General features: G+C 69.9%; 25 protein-coding genes. 18 read left to right on the top strand and 7 right to left on the bottom strand.

Annotated elements, in window-relative coordinates:
* Nucleotides 1–49 precede the first annotated feature (49 nt).
* On the top strand, nucleotides 50–1,339 hold the full coding sequence (locus tag ACFXHB_RS16010) for a phage major capsid protein (RefSeq protein WP_380574798.1): 1,290 nt from the start codon (nucleotides 50–52) through the stop codon (nucleotides 1,337–1,339).
* 67 nt (nucleotides 1,340–1,406) lie between these two features.
* On the opposite strand, the gene ACFXHB_RS16005 is transcribed toward ACFXHB_RS16010, so the two are convergent.
* The gene (locus ACFXHB_RS16005) at nucleotides 1,407–1,775 is read right to left on the bottom strand and encodes a helix-turn-helix domain-containing protein (protein WP_380574797.1); all 369 of its coding nucleotides are present in this window, start codon (nucleotides 1,773–1,775) and stop codon (nucleotides 1,407–1,409) included.
* Nucleotides 1,772–2,392: a hypothetical protein gene (locus tag ACFXHB_RS16000; protein ID WP_380574796.1), complete on the bottom strand. Its 621-nt coding sequence runs from the start codon at nucleotides 2,390–2,392 to the stop codon at nucleotides 1,772–1,774. The genes ACFXHB_RS16005 and ACFXHB_RS16000 overlap by 4 nt, the downstream gene beginning before the upstream one ends.
* Before the next feature lie 1,375 nt (nucleotides 2,393–3,767).
* Between ACFXHB_RS16000 and ACFXHB_RS15995 the strand changes: the two genes are divergently transcribed.
* The 17 genes from ACFXHB_RS15995 (at nucleotide 3,768) to ACFXHB_RS15915 (ending at nucleotide 20,013) form a co-directional block, all read left to right on the top strand.
* Nucleotides 3,768–4,229 (top strand): IPT/TIG domain-containing protein, encoded by a 462-nt coding sequence (locus ACFXHB_RS15995; RefSeq protein WP_380574795.1) that lies wholly within the window; start codon nucleotides 3,768–3,770, stop codon nucleotides 4,227–4,229.
* 94 nt (nucleotides 4,230–4,323) lie between these two features.
* Nucleotides 4,324–4,770, top strand: coding sequence for a hypothetical protein (locus tag ACFXHB_RS15990; RefSeq protein WP_380574794.1), 447 nt, complete (start codon nucleotides 4,324–4,326; stop codon nucleotides 4,768–4,770).
* Between the two features lie 6 nt (nucleotides 4,771–4,776).
* Nucleotides 4,777–5,643 (top strand): hypothetical protein, encoded by an 867-nt coding sequence (locus ACFXHB_RS15985; RefSeq protein WP_380574792.1) that lies wholly within the window; start codon nucleotides 4,777–4,779, stop codon nucleotides 5,641–5,643.
* Nucleotides 5,640–5,963 (top strand): hypothetical protein, encoded by a 324-nt coding sequence (locus tag ACFXHB_RS15980; protein ID WP_380574791.1) that lies wholly within the window; start codon nucleotides 5,640–5,642, stop codon nucleotides 5,961–5,963. The genes ACFXHB_RS15985 and ACFXHB_RS15980 overlap by 4 nt, the downstream gene beginning before the upstream one ends.
* Entirely contained in the window at nucleotides 5,963–6,496 is a 534-nt protein-coding gene (locus tag ACFXHB_RS15975) for a hypothetical protein (protein WP_380574789.1), read from the top strand. Before ACFXHB_RS15980 ends, ACFXHB_RS15975 begins: the two co-directional genes overlap by 1 nt.
* 71 nt (nucleotides 6,497–6,567) lie before the next feature.
* The gene (locus ACFXHB_RS15970) at nucleotides 6,568–6,819 is read left to right on the top strand and encodes a hypothetical protein (RefSeq protein WP_380574788.1); all 252 of its coding nucleotides are present in this window, start codon (nucleotides 6,568–6,570) and stop codon (nucleotides 6,817–6,819) included.
* Complete coding sequence (locus ACFXHB_RS15965; RefSeq protein WP_380574787.1) at nucleotides 6,819–7,256, top strand: hypothetical protein; 438 nt, start codon at nucleotides 6,819–6,821, stop codon at nucleotides 7,254–7,256. Before ACFXHB_RS15970 ends, ACFXHB_RS15965 begins: the two co-directional genes overlap by 1 nt.
* A 73-nt stretch (nucleotides 7,257–7,329) precedes the next feature.
* The gene (locus ACFXHB_RS15960; protein ID WP_380574785.1) at nucleotides 7,330–7,920 is read left to right on the top strand and encodes a hypothetical protein; all 591 of its coding nucleotides are present in this window, start codon (nucleotides 7,330–7,332) and stop codon (nucleotides 7,918–7,920) included.
* 76 nt (nucleotides 7,921–7,996) lie between these two features.
* The gene (locus ACFXHB_RS15955) at nucleotides 7,997–8,536 is read left to right on the top strand and encodes a hypothetical protein (RefSeq protein ID WP_380574784.1); all 540 of its coding nucleotides are present in this window, start codon (nucleotides 7,997–7,999) and stop codon (nucleotides 8,534–8,536) included.
* A 258-nt stretch (nucleotides 8,537–8,794) separates the two neighbouring features.
* The gene (locus ACFXHB_RS15950; protein WP_380574782.1) at nucleotides 8,795–12,988 is read left to right on the top strand and encodes a hypothetical protein; all 4,194 of its coding nucleotides are present in this window, start codon (nucleotides 8,795–8,797) and stop codon (nucleotides 12,986–12,988) included.
* Nucleotides 12,972–13,949: a hypothetical protein gene (locus tag ACFXHB_RS15945; protein ID WP_380574780.1), complete on the top strand. Its 978-nt coding sequence runs from the start codon at nucleotides 12,972–12,974 to the stop codon at nucleotides 13,947–13,949. Before ACFXHB_RS15950 ends, ACFXHB_RS15945 begins: the two co-directional genes overlap by 17 nt.
* A gap of 18 nt (nucleotides 13,950–13,967) precedes the next feature.
* Complete coding sequence (locus ACFXHB_RS15940) at nucleotides 13,968–14,939, top strand: hypothetical protein (RefSeq protein WP_380574779.1); 972 nt, start codon at nucleotides 13,968–13,970, stop codon at nucleotides 14,937–14,939.
* Nucleotides 14,940–14,941: 2 nt separating this feature from the next.
* A complete protein-coding gene (locus ACFXHB_RS15935) occupies nucleotides 14,942–16,147 on the top strand; it encodes a hypothetical protein (protein WP_380574778.1) in 1,206 nt (401 codons plus the stop codon).
* A gap of 28 nt (nucleotides 16,148–16,175) precedes the next feature.
* Entirely contained in the window at nucleotides 16,176–18,224 is a 2,049-nt protein-coding gene (locus tag ACFXHB_RS15930; protein ID WP_380574777.1) for a hypothetical protein, read from the top strand.
* Between the two features lie 122 nt (nucleotides 18,225–18,346).
* Entirely contained in the window at nucleotides 18,347–18,775 is a 429-nt protein-coding gene (locus ACFXHB_RS15925; protein ID WP_380574776.1) for a hypothetical protein, read from the top strand.
* A 72-nt stretch (nucleotides 18,776–18,847) separates the two neighbouring features.
* Nucleotides 18,848–19,267 (top strand): hypothetical protein, encoded by a 420-nt coding sequence (locus ACFXHB_RS15920; protein WP_380574775.1) that lies wholly within the window; start codon nucleotides 18,848–18,850, stop codon nucleotides 19,265–19,267.
* 260 nt (nucleotides 19,268–19,527) lie between these two features.
* On the top strand, nucleotides 19,528–20,013 hold the full coding sequence (locus ACFXHB_RS15915) for a hypothetical protein (RefSeq protein WP_380574774.1): 486 nt from the start codon (nucleotides 19,528–19,530) through the stop codon (nucleotides 20,011–20,013).
* Between the two features lie 59 nt (nucleotides 20,014–20,072).
* On the opposite strand, the gene ACFXHB_RS15910 is transcribed toward ACFXHB_RS15915, so the two are convergent.
* The 5 genes from ACFXHB_RS15910 to ACFXHB_RS15890 all read right to left on the bottom strand — a co-directional run bounded on the left by ACFXHB_RS15910 (nucleotide 20,073) and on the right by ACFXHB_RS15890 (nucleotide 24,642).
* Nucleotides 20,073–21,758, bottom strand: coding sequence for an AAA family ATPase (locus ACFXHB_RS15910; RefSeq protein WP_380574773.1), 1,686 nt, complete (start codon nucleotides 21,756–21,758; stop codon nucleotides 20,073–20,075).
* 97 nt (nucleotides 21,759–21,855) lie between these two features.
* Nucleotides 21,856–22,308, bottom strand: a complete 453-nt coding sequence (locus ACFXHB_RS15905; protein ID WP_380574772.1) for a hypothetical protein — start codon at nucleotides 22,306–22,308, stop codon at nucleotides 21,856–21,858.
* 83 nt (nucleotides 22,309–22,391) lie between these two features.
* Nucleotides 22,392–23,204 carry an ATP-binding protein gene (locus tag ACFXHB_RS15900; RefSeq protein ID WP_380574771.1) on the bottom strand — a complete coding sequence of 271 codons (813 nt, stop codon included), beginning with the start codon at nucleotides 23,202–23,204 and terminating at the stop codon, nucleotides 22,392–22,394.
* Nucleotides 23,205–23,218: 14 nt separating this feature from the next.
* On the bottom strand, nucleotides 23,219–24,325 hold the full coding sequence (locus tag ACFXHB_RS15895; RefSeq protein ID WP_380574770.1) for a helix-turn-helix domain-containing protein: 1,107 nt from the start codon (nucleotides 24,323–24,325) through the stop codon (nucleotides 23,219–23,221).
* Nucleotides 24,322–24,642 carry a hypothetical protein gene (locus ACFXHB_RS15890; RefSeq protein WP_380574769.1) on the bottom strand — a complete coding sequence of 107 codons (321 nt, stop codon included), beginning with the start codon at nucleotides 24,640–24,642 and terminating at the stop codon, nucleotides 24,322–24,324. Before ACFXHB_RS15890 ends, ACFXHB_RS15895 begins: the two co-directional genes overlap by 4 nt.
* Nucleotides 24,643–24,775: the final 133 nt, after the last annotated feature.

Genomic DNA, 24,775 nt, shown 5'->3' with positions numbered 1-24,775 from the left:
GCCGGGCGAGCGACGAGCGCCATCTGTCCACCAGCACTTGGAAGGCATCGTGAGCACTGCCACCGCCGAGATCCCCCTCAAGACCCTCATCGACGAACTCGCCACCCTCCAGGGCGAGGCGCGCCGCATCTCCGACAGCTTCAAGGTCGACGAGAAGGGCCGCTTCACCGTCAGCTCCGAGCAGAACTCCGCGTACCGCAAGGTCATCCAGGAGGCGCAGGAGCTCAAGTCCCTGATCGACGCCCGCAAGACCGCCGACGACATCGCCGGCTACCTGGACTCCCCTGAGGCCCCGCCCGCCGCCGGCCAGTTCTACGGCAGCCCCCAGGGCCCCGAGGTGAAGTCCCTCGGCGACCTCTTCACGGAGTCGGACGCCTTCGCGCGGGCCCGCGAGCGGGGCTTCGAGGGCGCCGCCCAGATCCGTGCTGGCATGGAAGGCAAGTCCATCTGGGCTCTGTCCGCCGGCAGCATCACCCACAACAGCTTTGGCGGCGCGCAGAACGTCGGCATCAGCGAGCTGGCCCGGCGCAAGTCCCGTATCCGCGATCTCTTCCCGAAGTCCACCACCAAGGCGTCCGTGCTGTACGGCATCCGCGAGACGGGCTGGACCAACAACGCCGCGCAGATCCGTCAGCGCACCGCCGCGGACGGAGTCTCTCCGGCAGCCGGCCTGCCGACCGACCAGTGGGGCCGGGCCCCGGAATCGCGCCTCGACTTCAAGCCGGTGATGTACCCGATCACCGAGATCGCCCACGTCCTCCACGCGCACAAGAACATCTTGTCCGACGAACCGCGGCTCAAGAGCTTCATCAACAACCGGATGGTTGAGGGTGTCAAGTACCGGGAGGACTACGACCTGCTCCACAGCTCTGGTGATGGTGAGAAGCTCACCGGCCTCTTCAACGTCCCCGGCGTCCAGGAGTACCAGGCCCAGGCCAGCGACAAGCGCAGTGTGCAGGTCCGCCGGGCCATCACCAAGGGCATCCTCGCCGAGTACGAGATGACCGGCCTGGTGATCTCCCCGAACCTCTGGGAGGAGCTGGAGCTGGAGACCGACAACAACGGGGCCTTCCGCATCGCGATCGCCGTCGCGGTCGGCGCAGAGAAGAAGGTCTGGCGTCTCAACGTCGTCGACACCACCGCGATGGCCGACGACAAGTTCCTGGTCGGCGCCTTCGGCACCGGCGCCCAGCTCTACGACCGCGAGTCCGTCTCCGTCACCGTCTCCAGCGAGAACGGCCTCAACTTCGAGAACGGCGTCATCTCCATCCGCGCCGACGAGCGCGTCGCCCTGGAGGTCCCCCGACCGGAGTCCTTCGTGGTCGGCACCTGGGCCTAGGACTACACCGCGCCAAGAGGCGTACGTGGGTGCCGCACGGAGGTCTCCTGTGCGGCACCCACCACGCTCAGCCAACCGCCGCCAGGTGGCGCTTCCTGGGCACGCTGATTGCCGGCAGGTCGCCGTTCTCGATGTCTTCGAGGGCCTGCGCGATCGCCTTGTTCATCTCGTCTTCGGTCTCGTAGCCCGCGACGAACGGGTGCAGCCGGTAGCTGTAGCGGGTCGGCCGCAGTACGACGTTCGCCCGGGTGAGGGTTCCCATGGCCCGGCTGACCATGTTCGGGTGCATTTCGAGGATCTCCGCCAGCTCCTGCTGCGAGTACTCGATGTGGCCGCCGGGCTGCTGCTTCCTCACCAGGCGTGCGAGCGTCTTGTAGGCCGAACCGGCCAGCCCGAGTTCGCTGATCATCTCCCAGACCTCAGTCCTCATGATCATGACGAACTTCCCTTCTTGGTGCGGGGCGAGGGAACCACAAGGTCCGGAAAGTCCCCCGGGGTGGCCTGCAGCAGGCGAGCCGCCGTCAGCTCCTCCTGCTGGAGGTCCCCGTTCCCGTTGAAGCACAGGGTCGGGTTCATCTGGAGCTTCGTCCTGTTGACCTTCCGAATCATGTGCCACTCCTCCAGTCGAACCAGCGCAGAGGACACGTTCGTCCTGGGCAGGACCAGGAAGTCAGCAACGTCCTGCTGCCTCTTGATCGAGACGAACCCCTTCTTCTGCTCACCCATGCAGTACAGCAGAACTGCGACCTCGGTGGGAGTCATGTTTCGGGCAGCGATCACGGGGGCCAGGACGCGGGACATGAAGGCGTTCGACACGACCGAGTAACCGTGCTCCCCGAGCATCAGGTGGGGGTTTCGGTACTGGGCGGTTGCCGTGATGGAGATGGGTGCACTGCCTCGGCCCTTGGTGGCCCTCCCCACGGCTGAGGACATCGCCTCGATGAGCCGTTGCTCGGCGAGTTCCCGGTCACGTTGCCGCGATGACCGGACCGGCTGCTTAACCGGCTTGGCCGGCTTCGGTGCTGCCGGTTCCTTCCGAGCAGGGAAAGTCATGGTGAGCCTTTCGGGGCGCGCTTGATCCGTAACGTAGCGTGACTCACCAAAAAAGTACAGTCGACTCACCGGAAACGGTGAGTCGGTGTCGTGACTCCACGACACTAGCGCCTGACTCACCAGATTCGGTGAGTCGGTGTCGTCCCTGCACGACAGGCCCGCACCCGGCCTTGAAGAGGGGCGATTGCCCTGCACGCTGAGCACATGGCGCCCAACGTGTCGTGAAAGCACGACAGCCTGTCTCGTATTTCCGCAGGTCAGAGGCATGATCAAGATCTAGCCTTTTTACCTAAGACGCGCACGCGCGCGCGAGGCCGGCCCGCTCGACGCCCAGAACGCCAGCCTGCGGGCTACCATCCCGGCCCAGTGGCATCGTCAGCCGCGAGTCGACTCACCATTTTTGGTGAGTCAGCGTCGCAACTGACGATGTGGCCACGACAGATCGGCCCTCAACTGTCGTGAAAGCGCGACAGCGAATCTCGCATTTCCGCAGGTCAGAGGCATGATCATCTTTTGCCCCTTTTTTCCTTAAGACCCACCCTCAGGTACCGCACCTGCCGACTCGCCCTCCAGGCCGCTGGTTCTGCCGCTTCCGCAGCCCGGGTTACTGACACCAGACCAACCCGCGGCACTCAACCGGTGACCCTCACTGACGCCGATCATGGAATTGCGGCTGCCGCCGCAACCGGGCCCCAGAGGGCCCTTTCCATGCTCATCCACCTTGAACGTGACCGCTTCGAACCTGCCGAACCAAGACATCAAGGTGGTCAACACTGGTGTAGGCATCCTCGTCACCGCCTCACGAACAGCCACCCCCGATGGTCGGCATCCTGTAGCGCGTCTCGTCCGGGAAGCCCTCCATGACGGAGTGCTGCACCGCACGCGAGCGCTTCGCAGCTGACCTGCCGCATTGGCAACCACGCAAGTGATCAGCTCCTGGAGCCTCATACCAACTGCCCAGTGAGGGCCGTCAAGGCCCGAGGGGTGAGCGCGGGAGCTTGCGACCAAGCTCAGGGCAGGCGGAGCGCATGTCCAGCCCGCGCAGGGCTGGTGGGGGGTGTGGGGGGAGGCGCCCCCCACAAAGGTAGGCGGGTCCAGCGCCGCCGGGCGCTGGCCACGGGTGCGGGGGCGGAGCACCCCGCGACCAGCCACCAATCTTCCGTCAGTCCGCAACGGCGGGACGTTGCCGCCGCATCCGGTGTCCTGACGGTGAGTCTTCACGGACAAAAAGTACCCATCTGAGGTGGCCAACATGCCATTGAGAAAGCCCTGTTCGCTCTAGCGGGCGATCGGGGTTGGCCCGCGGTCAAGCGGTCGACGGTAGAGGGTGCCCCCACGCAACATCGGAGGCCCCAAGCCGAAGGAGGTCCCAGCCGTGGGCCTGTACACCGCGGGCGGCGCCCGCATCACGAAGGCCGCCTTCCCGGCCACCCCGGTCCCAGACCGGATGATGACCGTCACCGAGCGGATCTACGCGACCCGCCGCTACGCCGAGGGCGACCGAAAGCCCGAGGGCGCGATCCGCACGATCGCCTTCCAACCCGGCGCCCAGATCCGGGAGTCGGAGATCGCCAAGCTGTTCCCGCTGCCGACCATCACGTTGATCCTGCCGTCCGGGGGCCCGGCTGCCGGCGGAACCGTGGTGACGATCACCGGAGCGAACCTGGACGGCACCAGCGCCGTCACGTTCGGCGGGGCGGCGGGCACCGCGCTGACGATCGTCTCCGACACCATGGTGAAGGTGACCGTCCCGGCGAAGGCGGCCGGCGCGGTCGACGTCGTCCTCACCGACGACGCGGGCACCGTAACCAAGTCGGGCGGCTTTACCTACTCCTGACCTGCTCCGGTGGCGGCCGGCTCGGCGCGACACAAGCCGTCCCGGCCGCCACCCTGCTGAGGCCCGAAAAGCCCCGTGGTGAAGGACCCAGCTGATGACTACCACCCCGCGCAACCGCAAGGCCGCTGCCGCCGAACAAACCGATCCGGACAGCACCGTGGCGAAGGCGAGCACGCTCGTCCCGGCCGCCGCCCCGCTGGAGCCCCCGGCCGGGCCCGAGCCGGACCCCGCGCCGGAGACCGAGGTCCCCGAGCGAGTCCCCGTCGCGGAGGCGCTCCCGGAAGCGATCGACGGGCTGATCGTTGACTCACAGACCCGCCGACCGCCCACCGACCTGACCACCCTGTTCGAGAAGATCACCCCGCACGGCAACACCCTGCTCAGCACCATCCGCCTGGTCGAGAATCGAACCGACGAGTACGGCCGCACCCGCACCACCCTGCTCGCAGCGCAGGGCGCCCACCTGTCCGAGACGGTCGTCGAACTGCTGCTGCAGCGCCTGCGCGACCAGGCCAGCGTTCACCACGCGGTCGGCGAGTAGACCACGGTGTCGACGCTCGACTGGCAGGCAACGTACGGCGGCGCCGCGTTCGACCCGGTCGCCGTAGGCGGGACCGTCACCTCCCTCATTCTGCACACCACCCCCGAGCGCACCGGCCAGCCCGCCGCCGTCGCGGCCGCGACGGCGCTGAAACCCGGAACGTACCGCTTCGCCATCCCGGACACCCTGGCCGCCGGCCGCTACTGGGGGGCCATCACCTTCACCCCTGCCGCCGGAGCGCCCGCCAGCGCGGACCGGACCATCCGGGTCGACCTGCCCAGCGGCACTGGCCTGGTTACCTCCCCCGAAGCGGTCGCCGATCACGCCGGCATCCCGCTGCCACTCACCGAGGCGCAGCGCGACGGGCTGCGAACGGCGATCGAGGACGCGCAGGCCGACGTGGAGGCGTACCTCTCTCGTCCGCTGGTGCCGCGCCTAGCCATGCTGAACAGCGTCCGCCCGGCGCCCGGGATGGACCTGGGGTCGTGGCAGGCGTGGGCGCATTGCGGCCCGGACGACGACTTCACCGTGGACGGCTGGACGGCGCGACCGGACGGCACCTACGACGTGCGGCTTCGTGTCGGCCTGGACGGCGCGGCCGAGCGGCCGATCCGACGCTACGTCACCGCGCACGCCGCCGAGACGATCCGCAACACCCCAGCCTCGGGCAGTGGGGCCAGTGGGCGCCGGGTGTCGTCGTTGTCCGCCGAGGGGCAGTCGATCAGCTACGAGGCCGCGCCGAGCGCCGGTCAGCCCGGGGCGCTGCCGGTGCTGGTCACCCTGGACGGCTACCGGCAGCCGCCGGTGTACGTGCGGCCGCGGCCGGCAGCCGCCCCATGGCCGTACGGCGGGAGCGTGTCGTTGTGGCGGTGATCCTGGCGAACCGGCGCTTCACCTCGTACGTCGCCGAGCACCCCTGGGAACGTGATGCGCACGGTCTGCCGGTGCCTCCGAGGCCCGGTACGGCAGCGGCCTCGGGGCCGGCGCTGCCCGGCGCCGCCGTGGTGCAGGCGGACGGGTCGTGGTCGCTTCGTGCGGACCCGCGGCACTGGCCGCTGCGCCCCGGGGACCGGCTCGTCGACGGCGCCGAATCCTGGACGGTCACGATGGCCCGGCTGTGCGCCGTCGCGGTGGACGGGGCGGCCGACTACATTGCGGTCACCGCGGTCCTTGAGCCACCGCTGGTGCCCTGATGGCCCGGTTTGAGGCGGTGCCGGGGCTGGAGGAGCTGGTGGCCGCCATGGTGGCGCCCGAAATCGGCCGGATCGCCGACGAGGTCGCTGACCGGGCCAAGCGCCTGGCCCCGCCCACGAAGCAGTGGGTGACGGTCGCCGACGACCGGGTCCGTCACACCCACGTGCAGACCGAGGGCCAGAGCGTCCCGAACAACTTGCGCTTCAAGGTCCCGTCGATGGACTGGGACCGCCGTCACCGAGGCCTCGGCGCCCACACATACATGAAGGCACCACGCGACCAGACCAGCCGCGCCGTCGCCAACATCAAGAACTGCCGCTGCCACACCATGCTGGACCCCGTCGGCATCTCCCGAGGCATCAACAGCGGGCCCCCGATCGTGGCTGGCAACCACGTCACCGTGACCGTCGTCTGCGAAGGCGACCTGGTGGTACAGGCAGAGCTCGGCGACGTTTACCCGGGCGGCCTGGTCGCGGCCGGCGCCCACTTCATGGCGCGGGCCACCCGCGCGGTCTCCGCCGAGTACGCGTAGTGGCGCAACCGGGACGCAGCACCGCCTCCTGCGGGCGACGCTAACGGTCGGGCCGGGCACAGTGCACGACCATGGCTACCAACTCCACCAGCAAGAACCTGCCCGCCGCTGAGCAGCCGGTCGCGGCCACCGAGCCGGACACCCCGGTGGTTGTCGGACCGCCGCTCGCCGCCGGCCAGGAGCCGGAGACGATCCGGCTCGCCCATCACCTGGTCATCGCGGGCCGTGACTACCTTCCCGGCGTCGAAGTGCTGGTCTCCCCGGACTACGCCCGCCAGCTGCGGGCGAACGGCTACGTGGCCCGCGAGCCGGCCCGCCGCTGATGGCGGATCCCGATCTGCTGGCCGTGGCCGCCGTCGACCCGGTCGCGGCGGCCCTCGCCCACCTGCGCCGCCACCCTGTCGTCACGGAGGCCTTCGGCGGCCCCGGTCTCATCTCCGGTCTGGTGGAAGCTCCCTGGCCGCGCCTGCGGGTCCTGCCCGGTCCGGGCGGTGACCTGCGGGGCCTGCGCTGGGACACCGCCGGAGAGGTCACGATCGAGGTGATCTCCGACCCGGCCGGCTGGCCGGGGTCTGCAGAGCTGCGACGTCTCACCGTGCTGGCCGCGGCCGCGCTCGTCGAGCTGCCCGATGTCGACCCGCCGCCGGCCGGGCCGGTGGTCAGCCACGTGAAACCGACCAGCCCCGCCCCCGCGTTCACGGAGCTCACCTCGGGCGCGATCCGCTACAGCCTCACCCTCCAGGTCGTCATGCACCCCTGAGGCAGCACGCGACACAAGCCCCGCCCAGACTGCACCGTCTCCTCGCCCATCCCCAGCGGACCCGAGGAGCCCCTTGACCACGCCCGTGAAGACCAACGCCACCGAGACGCTCGTCCCCGGTCGGCTCTACCTCTGGCTGGCGCCGGTCGGCACTGCGGCCCCCGCCGACGCCACCATCGCGCTGCCAGCCGGCTGGCGCTCCGTCGGCCACACCACCGAGGACTCCCTGAAGTTCAACTCCGAGCCGAACTTCGAGCAGCTGAAGAGCGCCCAGTCCGACTTTCCGGTCCGCAACTTCCAGACCAGCGACTCCGCGACCGTGGAGATGGACCTGCTCCAGTGGAACGCGCCGAACTTCAAGGCGGTGTACGGCGGCGGCACGATCACCGAGATCGCCCCGGCCGGCGGCGCCGGCGCCAAGCACTACAAGTTCGTGCCGCCCCGCATCGGCGAGCGCACCGAGGTTGCCGCCCTGCTCGAAGTCTTCGACGGAGGCAGGCACTACCGCTTCGTCTACCCGAAGGCGACGCAGCTGGAGGGCGTATCCAACGACCTGCAGAAGGGCGCTGGCTCGAAGCTTCCCCTGCGCCTGGGAGTCCTCGGCGGCGACGACACCGACGCCTGGTACCTGCTGACCGACGACCCGGCGTTCAAGGAGTCCTGACCCGGCAGCGGTCGCCACAAGCCCCCGGCACGTGCGACCTTCCCGCCCTTCCCGTCCGGACCACCAGGGAGACCCCTTGAGCGACATCCTGATCGACCTCGACGCGCCGAAGCGCGAGGTCGCCTACCCCGACGGCATCCCGGTCCTGCTCGGTGGGGAGACCTTCACCTTCCCCGCCGAACTCCCGCTCGACGCCCTCAAGCCGCTGCTCGCGAACAACCTGGACCTGATGGGCATCGCCGCACAGGTCATCAACGACGAGAAGAACGACAACATCGCCGGCGGCGTTATCGACCTGCTGATCAACCGCCCGCATCTGCCGCGGACCTTCCTCGGCGCGATCGACGAGGTCTACCTGCAGCTCCTCGGCGCAGAGCAGTTCGTCCGCTTCCACGACAAGAAGCCGTCCATCCCCGACTACGTCCGGCTGACGAAGGCCCTTATCAAGGCCTACGGGGTGAACCTGGGAAAGCTCTTCGGGTCGCCGACGTCGCCCACCGACGGTGGGACGACCTCGAGTTCGACCTCTCCCACTACCACCAGCGAGACGCCCGCGACCTCTGGCGGCATCCCGGAGACCCCTCCCACCTCGGAGTCCGCCGTCTCGTCGTCCTGATCGATGGCCTGCCCGAACAGGCCCGCACCCGCCGCGCCGCCGGCGAACGTGCCTGGTGGGGCTTCCAGGAGGAGCTCCTCGCACAGCTCCTTGAGCTGACGTCGGTATACGCCGCCGACAAGCGGCTGGCCGAGCCGCTCACCGTCCCCCGGCCGAACAGCGTCCGCACCGCGGCCGCTCCACCGTCACCACCCGCCGGCACATCGGGCTTCCGCACGATGCTCGCCGCGGCCGCCACCCGAGGAAGGGTCGTCCCGCATGGCTGAAGGCCAGCTCGCCGGCCGCCTCGTCGTCGAGGTCGAGGCCTCGGCCGCCGGCTTCGCCCGCAGCCTGCGTACCAAGGTCGAGGAGGCCGCCGAAGGCGTCAAGGCGGTCATCGGCATCGACCTGGGCACCGAGGGCCTGCGTGACCGTCTCAAGGCCGCGGTCGAGGAAGCCGCCGCCGGGCTGAGCGCGCGAGTGAAGTTGGCCGTCGACCGCGACCACCTGCGCGAAGACCTCAAGGGCGCCGTCGACGGCGCGGTCGCGAACGTCCGGGCGAAGGTCCGGGCAACCCCGGACGAGGAGGGCTTTCGCGAGGAACTGGCCCGGGTCGTGGCGTCGGCCGCCAACGACCCGGCCGCCCGGATCCGGCTGCGCCCGGACGTGGACCGGCGAGGACTGGTCGACGCGGTGCGCCGCCGGGTCCAGGCCGCCGACGCCGATGTCGCCCAGTCCGGCGGCGGGATCAGCATCCCGTTCAAGCTGCCCGGCCGGGCCATGTTCCTCGGGGCGGTCCTCAGCCTGGTGCAGCCGGCCGTCGGCGCCCTCGCTCAGCTCGGTGCCGGCCTGACCTCGATGGTTGGCGCAGCCATGCCGGCGGTGAACACGCTAGGGGCCCTGCCGGGCATCCTCGTGGCGCTCGGCGCCGGCCTGCTCAGCACGAAGGTGTTGTTCGGCGGCGTCGGCACCGCGGCACAGGGCCTCGGGCAGAAGATCGCATCACTGCGTGACGGCACCACCATGAGCGCCACCGAGTTCGAGAAGATGAACTCGGCGATCGCGGGTGTCTCCTCGTCCGCCCGCGAGAGCATCACCGCCGTCCTCGGCTTCCAGGACGCCTGGAAGCGCATCAAGACCGACGCGCAGGAACGCTTCTTCTCCGGAATCTCGCGCGAGCTCACCCCTCTCGGCAACACCTTGCTTCCGCTGGTCCGTGACCAGCTCAACGGCGTCGCCAGCGTAGGCGACCGGTTCGCCGCCGGCGCCGCCCGCTGGATGCAGACACCCGTCTTCCGGGCCGACGCCGCCGCGATCGTCCGCACCAACACCAAGGTCCTGGGCCTGATGAGCCTGGCCCTGGGCGACGTCGGCCACGCCACCGAGGATGCCCTCGTCTCCAGCGGCCCGTTCATCGAGCGCCTGGCCGAAGCCACCCGCCGCGGCGCCCAGTGGGCCCGCAACGCCGCCTCCGCCGCACGCGAGAACGGCTCCCTCAACCGGGCGATGAACGAGGGCGCCGACGTCGCGTCCTCCCTCGGCCGCTCCATGCGCAGCCTCGGCAAGGGCATCGCCGCTACCTTCACCGCTGGACGCGAGTCCGGGAACTCACTACTGGCCGGGATGGAGAAGACCCTCGACCGATTCGACAAATGGGCACACTCCGACGAGGGCCAGTCGAAGATGAAGGACTACTTCGACCAAGCGCTGCCCGGCGCCCGGGAACTCATCGGCCTGGTCGGCGACATCGGCCGCGGCCTGGCCCGACTCGGCGCCGACAGCGGCATCGCCTCCCTGGTCTCGCAGATCCGAACACAGCTCGTACCCGCGTTCGGTGCCCTGATCACCGGACTCGGCAGCCTCGGCCCCCACGTGATCAGCGTCCTCGCGAACATCGCCGAGGTCATCGGCCGGCTCGCCTCCGGCGCCAGCGCGTTCGGCCCCCTGCTCAACGTCTTCTCGGGCCTCGCCAACATCGTCGCCGTGCTGCTGCGCACCGTCCCCGGTCTTTCCACCGCGCTCGGTGGCCTCCTCGCCGTGATGCTGACCATCAAGGCCGCCCAGGGCATCGGCACCATGTTCAGCACGGCGAACGCCAACGCCACCGGGCTGACTCGCACCACCACGGGCCTGGTCGGTTCCTTCCGTGGCCTGAATGAGCAAATCCGCCTCCAGCAGTGGCACGCCGAGCGGGCCGGTGTCTCCCTCGGCCGTGTCGGCGGCGCGGTCGCCGTCCTACAGTCCAACGTGCCCCGACTGGCGTCCACGATCCCCACCGTCGACTCCATGAACAGGGCCTTCCTCGACACACGGTCAGCCGCCGGAGAAGCCACCACCCGCATCACGGGCGTCGGCACCGCCATCGGGGTCGGCCTCAAGGGCGCCCTGGGCGGCCTCATGAACTTCATGGGCGGACCGGTCGGCCTGGCAGTCGTCGGCCTGAGCCTCGTCCTTGGGGGACTGGCGAGCTGGCACCAGAAGGCGGCGCAGGCCGCCGCCGATCAGCGCCGGGCCCAGCAGAACCTCGCCACCGCGCTCAAGGACACCCACGGCGCGGTCACCACCGACGTACGCACCACAGCCGCACAGCTCCTCCAGGACCAGCACGTGCTGGACGGGAAGCAGAAGCTCCTCGACGTCATGTCGAAGGTGAACGTTGGCCTCCCGGAGCTGACCAACCGCTACCTCGGGCTCAACGGCGGCCTCAAGGACCTGTCGAAGACGCTGAACGAGCAGGCCGAAGCCGAACTCAAGGCCTACCGGGCCCATCCGACCGACGATCTCAAGACCAAGGCCGGCGAGGCCGAGCGCGCCGCCAAGGCCATCCAGGAACTCCTCAAGGTCCAGGAGAGCGAGGCCGCGAAATCCAAGGAGGCCGCGGCGGCCGCCGGCGGCCTGGAACGCTCCGGCCTCGTGTACGAGAAGCTCAAGGGGTTGGTCGGCCAGTACTCCAACGCCACCGTCGACGCCACGGCCCGCACCGACGCGTTGAAGGCCGCACTCGACCTGCTGGCCGGAGGCACCCTCAGCTTCAAGGACGCCCAGGCGCGCGCCGACGGACAGGTCCTGTCCGCGATGCAAGCCTCGAAGTCCGCCATCGACGAACGCAACGGCGCGCTCAAGGACGGCACCGCCTACCTCAAGGGCTGGGGTGCCGAACTCCTCCAGGCCGACGGCTCACTGAAGACCACCACCGACAACGGCCACCAGCTCTACAACTCCCTCGTCTCGATCCGTGACGCCACGCTCGACTCCACCCGAGCCGCCTACGACCTGGCGATCACCCAGAAGAAGACGGTCCCCGAGGCCATCGCGGCTGCCAAGACCGAGATGGGCCGGCTGTACGACGCCGCGATCAAGACCGCTACCGGCTACGGCCTCAGCAAGGAGCAGGCGGAGCGGGCCGCGACCGCCATGGGGCTCGTGCCGGACAAGGTCACCACCCTGCTGGCCGCCACCGGCATCGACTCCGTCATCGCCCAGCTCGCCGGTGTCCAGGCCGAATACGCCAAGGTCCCCGGCTCCAAGCAGATCACCGTTCAGGCGATGACCGAAGAGGCGCAGCACCTCCTCCAGGGCCTCGGCTACACGGTCATCACCCTCCCCGACGGCAAGGTCCAGATCACCACCACCTCAGCGACGGCCAACGCGGAACTCGACTCGGTGATGAAGACCCTGGCGGCTGTGCCGCCAGGGAGGAAGATCGACGTGGACGTGCCCACGCTCAAGGCCATGGGCCAGATGCAGGCGATCCAGGAGAAGTTGACGGCGACGCCGGGCCAGAAGACGATCACCGTGGCGGCGCCGTCCGACATGGCCATCTCCGAGCTCCAAGCGGTCGGCTTCAAGGTCGAACGGCTCCCGGACCACCAGATCAAGATCACCGCGCCGAGCGACGCCGTCGAGAGCAACGTCTCCGCGATCCAGCGCGCCATCAGCACGTTGCGCGGCAAGACCGTCTCCATCGACGTCCAGTACAACTACCCGGCCGGTCTGCACCGTGCGGAAGCGGATGGTGGGATCCTCACCGGCTTCGCGAACGGCGGCATCCTCGGCCGGATGAAGGCCTTCGCCAACGGCGCCGAGAAGCACATCGCGCAGATCGCTCGTCCTGGCGAATGGCGTGTCTGGGCGGAACCGGAGACCGGGGGCGAAGCCTACATACCCCTGGCGCAGGCCAAACGCGGTCGGTCCGAGAAGATCCTCGACCGGGTCGCGGAGATGTTCGGCGGCCAGGTCGTCTACAACGCCGCTGGCGCGTTGCGCCAACCCGGCGGCCTCACCCCGGCCGACCTCTACCGCAGCAGCCAGTACCGCGCACACACCACCGGGGTCACACAGGCTTCCGCTCTCGTCGGCGGCGACCTGATCATCACCCGACCCGAGAGGGAGAGCAGCGGCGACGCCCTCACCGGCGTCATGTTCCAGCTGCGCCGGGCCCGCCTGGGAGGTGTGCATGCCGGACTTGCGTGAGGGCCAGTGGCAGCTGACCTATGACCCCGACGGCGCGCGTCCCGGCGCCGACCTCACGTTCGGCACGCTCAGCACCGGCATCTACCTGCTGTCCGAACCTGCGGTCGACTACGCCGAGGGAACCGTCGGCGACGCGGCCCTACCGCTCGAGGACGGTGTGCGGTTCGGCCAGGACACCACGTCCACCATGACGCTCAGCTTCGAACTGGCCGTCGACACCGTGGCCGACGCCGTCACGGCGGCCGGCCGGCACACCGCCAACCTCGGATCCGTGGACAGCCTGCTCGCCACGTGGGACGCGGCCGCGGTCCGCCGCCGGATGGGAGCCGTCGCCACGCTGCGCACCATGCAGGGCGGCCGGATCCGCCGCACCTACGGCCGGCCCCGGCACATCGCCCCGGCGAACTCCCGCTTCACCCGCCAGGGAAGTACCAGCCTGGTCGCGACGTTCGTCGTCGGCGGTACCACCTGGTTCGACGATCTTGAGGAATCGACCACCCCGACTGCGGCCCCGGCGCCGATCCGCGGCCTCAGGTCGCCGCTGACCGCCGCGATGTCGCAGCGCGTCCCCGCGCCGCCCCAGCCGCCCGGCGCGATGGCGGTCACCGGCACCGTACCGACCTGGCCCGTCATCACCGTGCATGGCCCTGGCCGCAACCCGTCGCTCTCCTTCCTCGGCCCCGACCGTGGCCCGTGGGGCGACCTCGTCCAGCGGATGACCATCGGCCTGGACCTGGTCCTGGACGCCGGGGAGTGGGTCACCATCGACCCCCGCCCGTGGGCCCGCACCGTACTTCGCAACGGCACCGCGTCCGTCGCTGGCGCCTTGACCCGTACCAGCCCCCGCATGCAGGACATGATCCTGCCGCCTGGCCTTCAGCACATCCGCTACTCCGTCACCGACGACACCGGCACCTCCCGCGCCACCGTCGCCTGGCGTCCCGCCCACCGCTTCTACTAACCCCTGAAGGAGGCCTCAGTGTCCTGGGATTCGGTGCCCTGGTTCGTCGAAGGCAGTGCCGAGCACTCCGCGCAGATCGCCCGGCTGCTCGCCTACAACAGCGTCGGTGGCGCCGAAGGCGTCATCGGCCCCAACGACCTGCGGGTGCGCGCACTCGCCGCCCCCGGCCAGCAGGTCGAGGTCCTCACCGGCGCGTGCTCCATCCTGAACCGCGCCGCCGGCGCCCAGTACGAGGCCTACGCCGGCCGCATGATCAGCATTGACAAGATCCCCATCGCCCCGACCGGCCCCACCGCGCGATCCGACCTAATCGTCGCCCGAGTCGAAAACCCGTACCAGCTCGGAGAGACCTGGACGCAGCCATCCAATCCGGCGACGGGCCCCTACATCTTCACCAGGGTGCTCTCGGGTGTGCCGGCCGGAACCATGTCGGTTCGTCAGATCCGTCCCAGCGACTCGGGCATCGCCCTGGCCAGGATCGACCTGCCGCCGAACACGGCCAGTGTCCTTCCCGACTACATCAAGGACCTGCGCAAGGTCGCCCGGCCGCGCTCGGAGGAACGCACCTTCACGATCATCGGCTACCCCGAGTACTCGTACCTCGACACGACCGACGGCGGGTGGAAGAACTGGCCCGAGCGTGCCACCTGGAGCGTCGACATCCCTGAGTGGGCCGTCACCGCGACCGTCACCACCAATCTGTCGGGCATGCGCCTGTCGATCAACAACGTGTACGCGCACATGCGGCACATGTGGAACGGCGTGGCGGGCTCGACCAGCGAACTTGATGACGATGGTGGCACCGGACTCCGCCGGGCCGACAAGCTCCTCGCCGACACCTACGCGATCCCGGCGGCCTGGCGCGGCACCACCCAGACCCTCAAACTCCAGGCCGCCGCGTTCGACCCTGGCCGCCTGGACGTCAACGCCACCACCCAGGTAGTCGTCAGGGTGCTGTTTCGCGAGGCCCCTGCCCAGGACGGGGCATAACGATGGCCTGGCGATTCGTCGCTCTGCGTGTCCTCACCGGCCAGATCCTTGACTGGGACGTCCCCCTCATCCTCACCTCACATCCGGTACGCGAGCTGTCCGGCCCGGGTGGCATGAGCGGGTATGTCGAACCGGAGTACGCCCGGCTGATCGCCGGCGACGGTCAGCCCGTTCTCCAGGAGTGGGACACCGCGATCTTCGCCGATCTCGGCGGCCAGATCCGTGGTGGTGGCCTGATCGTCGACACCTCCGCCGACACCGGCAAGTGGATGATCCGCTGCGCCGGCTACACCTCCTACCCGCACGGGATCCCCTTCGGCGGCCTCATCCAGTCCGGCCTGCGCATCACCCCGCCCGACCCCAACGACGGCTTGGACAAGAACCACGACGGCTACGTCGACTTCACGGACCCGCCGCGCTCCATCCAGGTCCAACCACCGCCACCCTCCTACGGCGGGCCCCGTGTCGACGCCTACGACGCCGTCCGCGAGATCTGGGACCACCTCCAGAGTGTCGACAACGCCCGCCTGGGACTAGTCGTCGACCAGCACCCGGCCGGCACTCTCCTCGGCGCCGAGGACGGATCCGACCCATACGAACTCGCCTGGTGGGACACCCCCGACTGCGGCAACGCGATCGACGCCCTCGCGCTCCAGGTCGGCTTCGACTACCTCGAAGAACACGCCTGGGCCGACATCGACGGCAATCGCCCCACCATCGCGCACCGCCTGCGTCTGGGAACCCCACGTCTGGGCCGCAAACGCCCCGACCTGCGCTTCGCCACCGACGAGAACATCAGCAAGACCGCCACACCCCGCGGCCTCGGCGAGGAGTTCGCCAACGAGGTCTTCGTTCTGGGCCGCGGCGAAGGCGCGACCATGTCCCGACTCCACCTCACCCGCCCAGACGGCCGGCTGCGACGCGTCCACGTCGTCGCCGACAAGGCCGCCACCGGCGAGGCCGCCCTCCGCGCCCGCGGCAACCGCGAACTCCAGTCCAGGACACAAGGCCTCTACATCCCGATGCTCGAAGTCCGCGATCACCCCAACGCGCCCATCGGATCGTGGTCCCCGGGCGACGACGTTCTCGTCCAAGCCCACGTCCCATGGGTCGGAGACGTCGCAATCTGGCACCGCATCCTCTCCGACGAGATACGCACCGACGGCACCGCCCTGCTGACCCTCAAACGCTCCGACGCACTGGGCTGATCACCCGCTCCCGGCCGGAAGGACGCCCTTGCCCAACGCACTCGACCAGACCGTCCAGGAGCGCGAACTCGCCTCCCTCCTCAAGCGACTCGACCAGCGCCTGGCCAACCTCGAACGTGCGGCCCAACTGCCCTTCAGTGCCGCCCGCGGTCACCTCAACGTCGTGGACGACGCAGGCGCGATCATCAGCACCATCGGCCGCCAGGCCGACGGCACGGTAGGTGTCACGGTGGCCACCTCGTCGCCGCCACCGACTCCGCTCGCCCCGCTCGTTCAGCCGGCCACAGCAGCGCTGAACGTCGCCTGGGACGGTCAGTGGGTGGACGCCTACAACTCGCCGCTGAACCTCTCGCACGTCGAGGTCCACGTCGGCGACGGCGCCGACTTCACACCCGGCCCCCGAACGTTGGCCGCCACCCTCGCAGCCGCAGGCGCCAGCATCACCTTGGCCACCACCACCTACAGCCCGGTGTGGATCCGGCTGGTCGCTGTCAACGCCGCGGGCACCCGAGGTCCGGCCAGCGCCGCGACCAAGGGCACGTCCTTGAAAGTCGTGTCCGACGACCTGGTGGACGGCATCGTCGGCGAACTGCAGATCGCCAACAGCGCCATCACCGCGGCGAAGATCGCCGTCGGCGCGATCAACAGCGCCGCCATCGCCCAGGCAGCCGTCACCGCCGCGAAGATCGGCCAGGCCGCCGTCACGGCGGGCAAGCTCGCTGCGGACTCCGTCACCCCAGGCACCATCGCCCGCGACACGGTCACGGCCCGCGAGATCACCGCCGGTGCGATCACCACGGCCAAACTCGCCGCAGGCGCAGTCACGGCGGCGGAACTCGCCGCCGGCGCGGTGACCGCCGGAACGATCGCCGCCGGAACCATCACCGCCACCGAACTCGGCGCCGGCGCGGTGATCGCCGGGAAGATCGCTGCCGACGCCGTGACCGCAGGCAAGATCGCCGCCGACGCGGTGACCGCCCGAGAGATCAAGGCCGGCGCCATCACCGCCGACCGGATCGCCGCGAACTCGATCACGGCCGGCCAGCTCGCCGCTGGCTCGGTGACCGCGGCCAAGCTGTCCGCTGACGCGATCGACGGCCGGACGATCACCGGCGTCACCATCGTCGGCTCCACCATCCAGACCGGCCTCACAGGCCGACGGGTCCTGCTCTCGCCCACCGACCCGACCGACGCGAGTGACAACCCCTCGGTGCTCCTGTACTCGGGAGCGAAGACGGAGAAGGCACCGGCACGTCTCACCGCCGAGGTCCGGGTACTTGACGAAGGCACTGGCACGGGCGGCAAGACGCTCACACGCTCGGTGCTCAACACAGCGGCCACCACCCGGCTGACAGCCCCCCAGATGACCACTGACGGCTCCCATACCCCGCGCCTGCAGCTCAGCAGCGGGGGGCCGAACACCGGCTACGTCCCCCAGGGCAGTTTCAGCCTGTCCGCCTCAGGCCCGAGCTCCGCCGGCGAGGTCTACGCGGGCGGTTCCGCCGGCTACGCCCCCGGCTCCGAGGGAGTGGTCTACTCCTACGTGCGCCGGTACAACGACCTCAAGGTCTCGATCGAGCAACTGCGCCCGGGTTCCTGGTCCGTCCAGCTCTCCGACCAGGACGCCACCCTGTGGCTCGACAGCACCGGCTTGGTGATCAAAGCGCTCCTGGGCGAGGTCCTCATCCAGACTCGCAGCGGACTGCGCGTCCAGTACGGCGACGTCACACTGGACGGCGGCGGCATTATCAAGAACAAGGCCACCTGGGTAGCCCCGACTCTGAAGGCGGGCGCCAGCGCCGTCGCGGGCTGGCAGGCCCCCGGCCTCAGGGCCATGCCCGACGGCACCGTCAGGATGCGCGGACTCGTCAAAATCCCCGCGTCCTTCGCTGGCGGCGTGATCGCCACCATCGACGACCCGGCTCTGCGTCCCCGGCTGCCGGAGATCTTCTCGGTCGCCAACGCGAACGAGTCGATCTCGCAGCTCTACGTCAAGGCGAATGGCGACATCGAGACCTGGAAGACCACCGACGGCTGGTTCAGCTTCGACAACATCGGTTGGTCGATCATCGACTGAACACAGCCGGTACGGCGCGACGCAACCAAGTGCGCGCCGCCACTCTAGATCCGCGCGGGCTGGAGCGGCCCCCAACGCTGCGGCCCGCGCGCACCAACCCCCGGAGGAAGGCACGGACGGCATTGGCGACGACCGAGACCATCGCGGCGGTCGCCACGCCCGTCTGTGCCCTGGTCGGGGTGATCGGCAGTGGCTGGCTCGCCGCCCGCCAAGCCGCCCGCCGGGCCGCCACGGAGGACATCATGGCCGAAGCGCAGGCGGAAGCCACCGTGGAGAACGCCGAAGCGGCGGCCGCGGAAGCCCTCCAGGCCGGCTTCGTCGCCCTCTACGCCGAACACCGCGCCGAGCGCTCCGAGCTGCGTGAACGGATCAGCGCCCTGGAAGCCGGCCAGGCCCGACAGGCCGAGAAGCTCGACCGCATGGCCGAGGACCACCGCCGCTGGCGCGACGCCGCGATCCGCTACATCCGCATCCTGCGCGCCCAACTAGCCTCCCTCGGCGCCTCCCATCCGGCACCCGATGACCCGATCCGCGCAGACCTGGACCCCTGAGGGCACGACACAAGCCCGCCGCGGCCGCCACCGTGCCTTCCGACCGAACCCGTCCTGGAAGAGAAGGCCTTCATGAACCTCAACGACCTGGTCGTTCACAGCGCCGGCTATGGCGCCGCCGTCGGCTCCGTCCTCCCGCTGGTCGCGGCCGTCGTGCTGCGCCCGCACTGGTCCGCCACAGTGAAGCGGGCGATCGTCGGCGTCCTCGCCGGCATCTCCGGCACCGCGACGGTCGCCGCGCAGGGTGGCTTCAGCGACACCGTCAGCCCGGTCGCCCTCCTCGCCGCGGTCGCCGCGGTCGTCGCGGCCTCCGAGACCTCCTACGCCGCGCTGTGGCACCGCTCCGGCATCGCCCCCAAGCTCGAAGTAGCCACCAGTCCGGCGCCGCCGGTGCGTCTCGACCTGTCCAACCTCACGTTCGACACCTCGGACGAGGCCCTGAGCCGGCTGAAGCAGCGACTCCGGGATCCGGCTGGCGGGAGCGATTCCTGAATCCGATCGGCTGCCCGTAGGATTTCGCACTAGGCGGCCGCCCTGCAGCCCGCCGTCGAGGTGAAAGCTCCGCGGTTACGGTCGCACTCCTTTCGGGGTGTCCTTTCGGCGCGGAATCAGTGAGTAGCCGAGTCCACTGGCAGTGCCTCCGGGCGCGGGCCGGGGTCGAGGAGCGTGCTCGCGCGGTGATCCGACACACGGACGGCGGCGGGGCGGCCGCCGTCCGTCCGCGCCCAGAGCATCACGAGGGGACCAGTGCCGTGGCCGCCACAGCAGAGGAGATGGCGACCGCCCTGGTGGCGGTCCCCGAGCGGGACTTCGCGGGCCTGCTGATCGACTTCGTGATCCAGCGCAAGCCCGACGCCGACCTGGCCTCCGCCTTCCGTAGTCCCGAGGTCGTCAAGCGCGTCGTCCGCACCGCTGAGCGACTCCTCAAGGACCACGGCCCGCTGGTTCGCCAGGCCGAGACCGAATCCCGCAACGCCCACAACGTGCGGGCCAAGCGGGCCCGCGACCGAATGGAGCGGGAACTGCTGCTCGCGCAGACGATCGCCGCTGGCGACGCGGCCCGCGCCACCGGACGGTTTGACCGCGGCCGCAGCCCGGCTCAGCGAGCCCGCCGCCGCTTGGCCGACATGTTCCCCGTCGAGTACACCCGGCTGCGCCGTGAGGAGGAACAGGAGGCGGACCGTCTGCGCCACGCGGCGAGGCGTTCCGGTCGGCCGAAGGCGGCCGGCCGCCGGTAGAGCATGCACGTGGGTGGGGCCCGATCTCGACCGGGCCCCACCCACGCGCATGCGGACGGCTACACGCTGGCGATGAGGATGCCGGCAGCCTCCTGAGCCGGCACCCGATCACCGAGCAGTGCGTACTGGTCGGCGATCTCGGTGTGACCCCTGCTGCGCAGTTCGGCGGTCACGATCGGACGCCACTTGAGCAGGTGCGCACACAGCCGCGACGGCGGAACCTGGTTCGGAGTGCTCCCGGGAGGGGCCAGAGGCGCCAGATGCGTGTCGACGGTGAGGCTGAGGACGCCGGCCTGAGCGGCCGCCTCCTCCCACAGCATCTGAAGCGGGGCGGGCCGTGCCGCAGGTTCCGGGGCCTTCTGCGTCTCGGCCGGTGCGGCTTCAACGCCGGTGCCCTCCTCGTCTCGGCCGAGGTCGTTGTTGGCGAAGCCGATCGGCGGCCAGCCGGCCGACAGGTCCACCTCCTGCGCGCTGGTTCCCCACTCTGCGGCCAAGGCCCGGTCCGCGGCCTCCGATCGACGTTCGGCCTCTTGCTGAGGGCGGTGCTGATCGCACCGTAGCCCGCCGGGATAGGGGCGGACACCGTTGAACGGGGCCTGGCAGTCCGGCACAGCGCACCGCGGCCGTTCATCCTGCGCTGGGCTGCTCTGCCCGGTACCGGCGGGTGTGACCGCGTGCCGCGCGAGGCGGGCGGAGTTCTCCGGTGTCTGCTGGACCAAGGCGTTGAGGGCGCTCTCGATCGCCTCGGCCGCCGGCCGCTTGGTGCCTTCCTTCTTACCTGGGACCTGGCGGCGGCTCAGCCACTGTGTGCCGTAGAAGGCCCGCAGACGCTCCAGGTACTCGGGCTTCCCGGTCGCGTAGGACAGCCTGATCAGCCGGTCCAGTTGCTGGCTCGACGGATCGTCGGGCAGATCGTCGAGCACGTCCAGGTGCCCGGCCTGCTCCGCGATGACGGCCTCAGGGTTCGGCGTCACATAGGTGGAGCGGGTAACCCGCTGGTCCATCCCGAGGTCACGCCAGAGCCTGTCGACGGTGAAGCCGGGCAGGGCCCGGATCTCCATGGCGCTCAGGTCCCGGTTCAGGCTCCGGACGCCGGTGAGAAATGCCGAGTTCCGAGCCCGCAACTGCACCACCGCGGTGCACTCGAAGGCCAGCGACCGTTCCGCCTTCACCTTCCACGCTCGTTCTCGGGTCGGCTTGTCGCCCTCGAACAGAACAGTGTCCTCCAGCCGGGCGAGGATCAGCACCGGCCCGTCGTGGTACTTGAGCGTGTTGATGACGTCCCGGAACCGGCTCTTCGCCTTCTGCCATTGGTCAGCGGTGATGGTCAGCTCGCTGTCCGGCGCCGCGCCGCGCTCGTTGGCGCGACGACGGGCAACCGCGGTCTGCTCGTCGCACAACAGCTCCCACAGCATGCTGGCGGAGTCGATCACGATCATGTTCGGCTTGCCGTCGGCGCCGCGGGGCTGCGCGACGGCGTAGCGGACTGCATCAAGGATGTCCATGTAGCTGCCGTCGTGCCTGACGATCTTGTACGGTCCGAGCTGCTTGTACTCGTGGGCGGTGTCCTCGCCGATCTCCAGCCAGAAGGTGGTGCCGATCAGGTCGGAGTTCGAGGCCTCCGCGGCTGCGTAGCTCTTGCCGGCCTTCTCGACGCCGGCCAGGAGAAGCCGCGGGAAGGCGGGGATGCCGTCGGGGTCGACGACTTCACGGTCGAGTTTGCGCGGTGGAAGTAGGAGCGTCACGGGTTTCCCTCTCGGCTGGTCCGGGTGCTGGCCCGGTGATGCTGCCGGTGACGGCAGGCTTAGATCCCTTCCTTAAGTGTAACATGGGAAAGTAGATTCATGGGTGGAGGATTCTTGAGACCGGCCGCTCCGCCGGCTCCCCGACCTGTGGGTCCAACGCCGATACGGCATCTGAGTACCAGGCGTCGAGAAGCCCTGCGGTTCCCGCCACGTCCGGATCGCCGGGGTCGCCCGGGCCCTGCTGCGCCGAACCCCCGGGGGCCGACCAGCGCTTCACCGCCGATTCGTACCGCACCCGCGCGGTGGCCGGGTCCAACAGCAACGCCTCACCCAGCTCCTCCCAGCTCATCCCGTCCAACAGCGCGGCGATCACGGTCCGGTCGAGCACCTCCAGGGCCAGGAGCCGAAGGTGTCGGGCCTCCTGGATGCGGTCCCGTGCCGGCCGCTGCACCGAGGTCGTGCCGACCAGTGCGGCGGCGAACTGGCTGACGTCGCGCTGGGCAACCGCCGCGGCCACCTGGGCACGGACTGCCGGGTCGTACTCGGGCATGGGGGAGCGTCCTCTCGTGTACTCCCTCCGCACCATAGCCACTCGCGTGGTGAACCTGCCGCGCGACGGCCGGGGCCGGCGCCTCACCACCGCACCGGGCTGCGCCGGTCGGGGTGCGCGAACTCCAGCGCCATCGCACTTTCTCCGAGCCGCGAGACGATTCGGGCGCCGAGTACCTTCGCGATCTGGTCGGAGTGAAGGTTCGTGCCCACCGCAGTCGGCAGCCCCGTGGCGATGCGCGCGGACAGCAGATCGCCGGTCGCCTGACGTACGGCCTCAGTCGCCTGGCCGTCCATCTCGCCGCACAGCTCGTCGAGGATCAGCAGCCCACACCGGTCATGGAACTCCCGGACCTGAATCGCCGTCATCCCCGTCGGCGCTCCGTCCGGGCGTAGCCATCGGACGTAGTCGCCGTGGCGCACGTACCGGGTCATGATCCCCGACTGCACGGCGAGCGAGCCAAGGGCGATCAGAGCGGCCGTCTTGCCGGACCCGACGTTCCCGTATCCGATGAGGTGCTGCTTCGTCTCATGGCCGGCCGCCAGGCGTTCTACCCAGTAGGCGAGCGCGCGGGGGTGCTGGGCGTCATCGAGCAACACGTGCCCTTCGGGCGGCCCGCCCGGCGGCGCGCTGACGTGGTGGCGCAGGTAGGCGGTGTGCCGGGCCCGCTCCAGGCTCTTGAGCCAGGCCCTCCGGTAGATGTCCTGTCGGTACTCGTCCGGCTCGTCCCACACCGTGCTGTCCTGGGCCGGCACGGCGCCACGGGCCCACTGCTCCGCGGCCCCCTTGTCGATGACCCTGCGCGCCTCGCTGATCGCGCGCGCCCGGGCGGCAACAGGGTTCTCCGACGCGGGCGGCTCCCGGCGCAACGCCAGTTCCCCGATCGTGGCGACCACGCCCTCGCCTCCCGTCACCGGCTGTCCAGTGCGTTCAACAACTCGTCGGCCGTCGGCTGCGGAGTCGGATGCTGCGGGTGCGAGGCGACGTCGTCGTACATCGGCACAGCGCCGCGCCGCCCCTGCTGAACCACCTTGCCGGACGCCCTCCCGAGCGAGTCCTGCCACTGCTGTGCGGACGGCACATGCTTGCCGCAGTCCAGCAGCGCAGCCCAGATCTGCTCCTTGGTGTAGTCGGCCTGAGCCGCGCGCTTGATCATCCCCATCAACATCACGAAGCCACCTTTGGCGCCGGCCCACGGACCGAACTGCGACTGGGCGTGATCCCACCAGGCCCTGGCCCCGGCCTGCGCGAACTGGTCGAGCGCCGCTTCCTGTGGGGAGCGCGTCGTTCGAGCACCACCGTCGCCCGCCTTCCTCGCGGCCTTCGGGCGGGACGGCTTGCCGTTCCCGCGAACCGTCGCTTCCCGTCCCTCGGCCGCCTGAACACGCACGTCAGCGCCGCCGCCGCCTGGGGGTGGGTTACCGGGGAGGTTTATAGGGGCTATTTGGGGGTCTTCAAGTCCCCCCTGAACGGACTGAGAGTCCCCCCTCCCCGGACTCTGAGTCCCCCCTGGCGCCTCTTCATCCAGGGGGGACTCAGAGTCCGGGGACTTCAAGTCCCCCCTGATGTCGACCTTCTCCTCGTTCGCCTCAGCACGGTTCCTGCCGAAGTCGCTGCGCCGGCTTCGGGCGGGCGCCGGGGCGATGTCCGGACGGGACCGTTCGGTGAGCGGCGGCAGGCCCCGCTGCGCCCGTTCCTCGTTGACCCGGTCGATGCGGTGGCCGAACCACGAGAGCGGGATCTGAAGGTCGTAGACCACCGGCCGGTAGCGCTCCGGGATGTGTCGCGCCGCGCTCTGGTCGCCCTCGGCGATCAAGCCGCGCTGTCGGAGCTGGGCGATCTTGCGTCCCACCGTCTTCACGTCGCACATCGCCGCCTTCGCGAGGGTGGCCTTCGACGGGAACGTGTTGCAGCCGTCGGAATCCGCCTTCTCGGCGAACGTGACCAGGATCAGCCGCTCGAAGGTGTCGGCTGTCGGGCTGTCCTTCAGTGCCCACAGCAGGGGATCCAGGCTCATCGGTTCTCTCCCCGCGCGACGGTGAAGGCGGTGATGGTGGTTCGCGCCCTCCGATACCGCGCCCGGGCCAGCAGGCCGGCCCGAACCAGCTCGCCCAGCAGCGGTCGCGCCTGGTGGGATGTCAGGTCGGCGGCTGCGGCCGCCCCCGAGCACGCAATGTCGCCCGACGTTCGCAGCACGATGGCGGACAACAGCCGGAACGCGGCCGCGGACAGCCCGGCGTCGAGCGCGGCTCGATGCTGTCGGCAGTGCGCGCAGCACGACGTCGAGCGGGTGGGCAAGGGCGGCCGGACTGCTTCGGGCAGGACGGTGCTCAAGTTCTGGTCCTCGGGTGTGGCCCGGCCGGGGGGAAGCCGGCCGGGCTGGATGGTTCAGGTCTGTTCCGTCGGCAAGGGTCAGGTGGCCACGGGAACCTGTTCACGTCGGTGGGCGGTAGAGGCCCGGCTCCGA

The organism is Kitasatospora sp. NPDC059327 (assembly GCF_042752535.1).
Classification (GTDB): Bacteria; Actinomycetota; Actinomycetes; order Streptomycetales; family Streptomycetaceae; genus Kitasatospora.
Note: the sequence above shows the minus strand (reverse complement) of the source record. Positions and strands in the feature narration are given on the sequence as shown.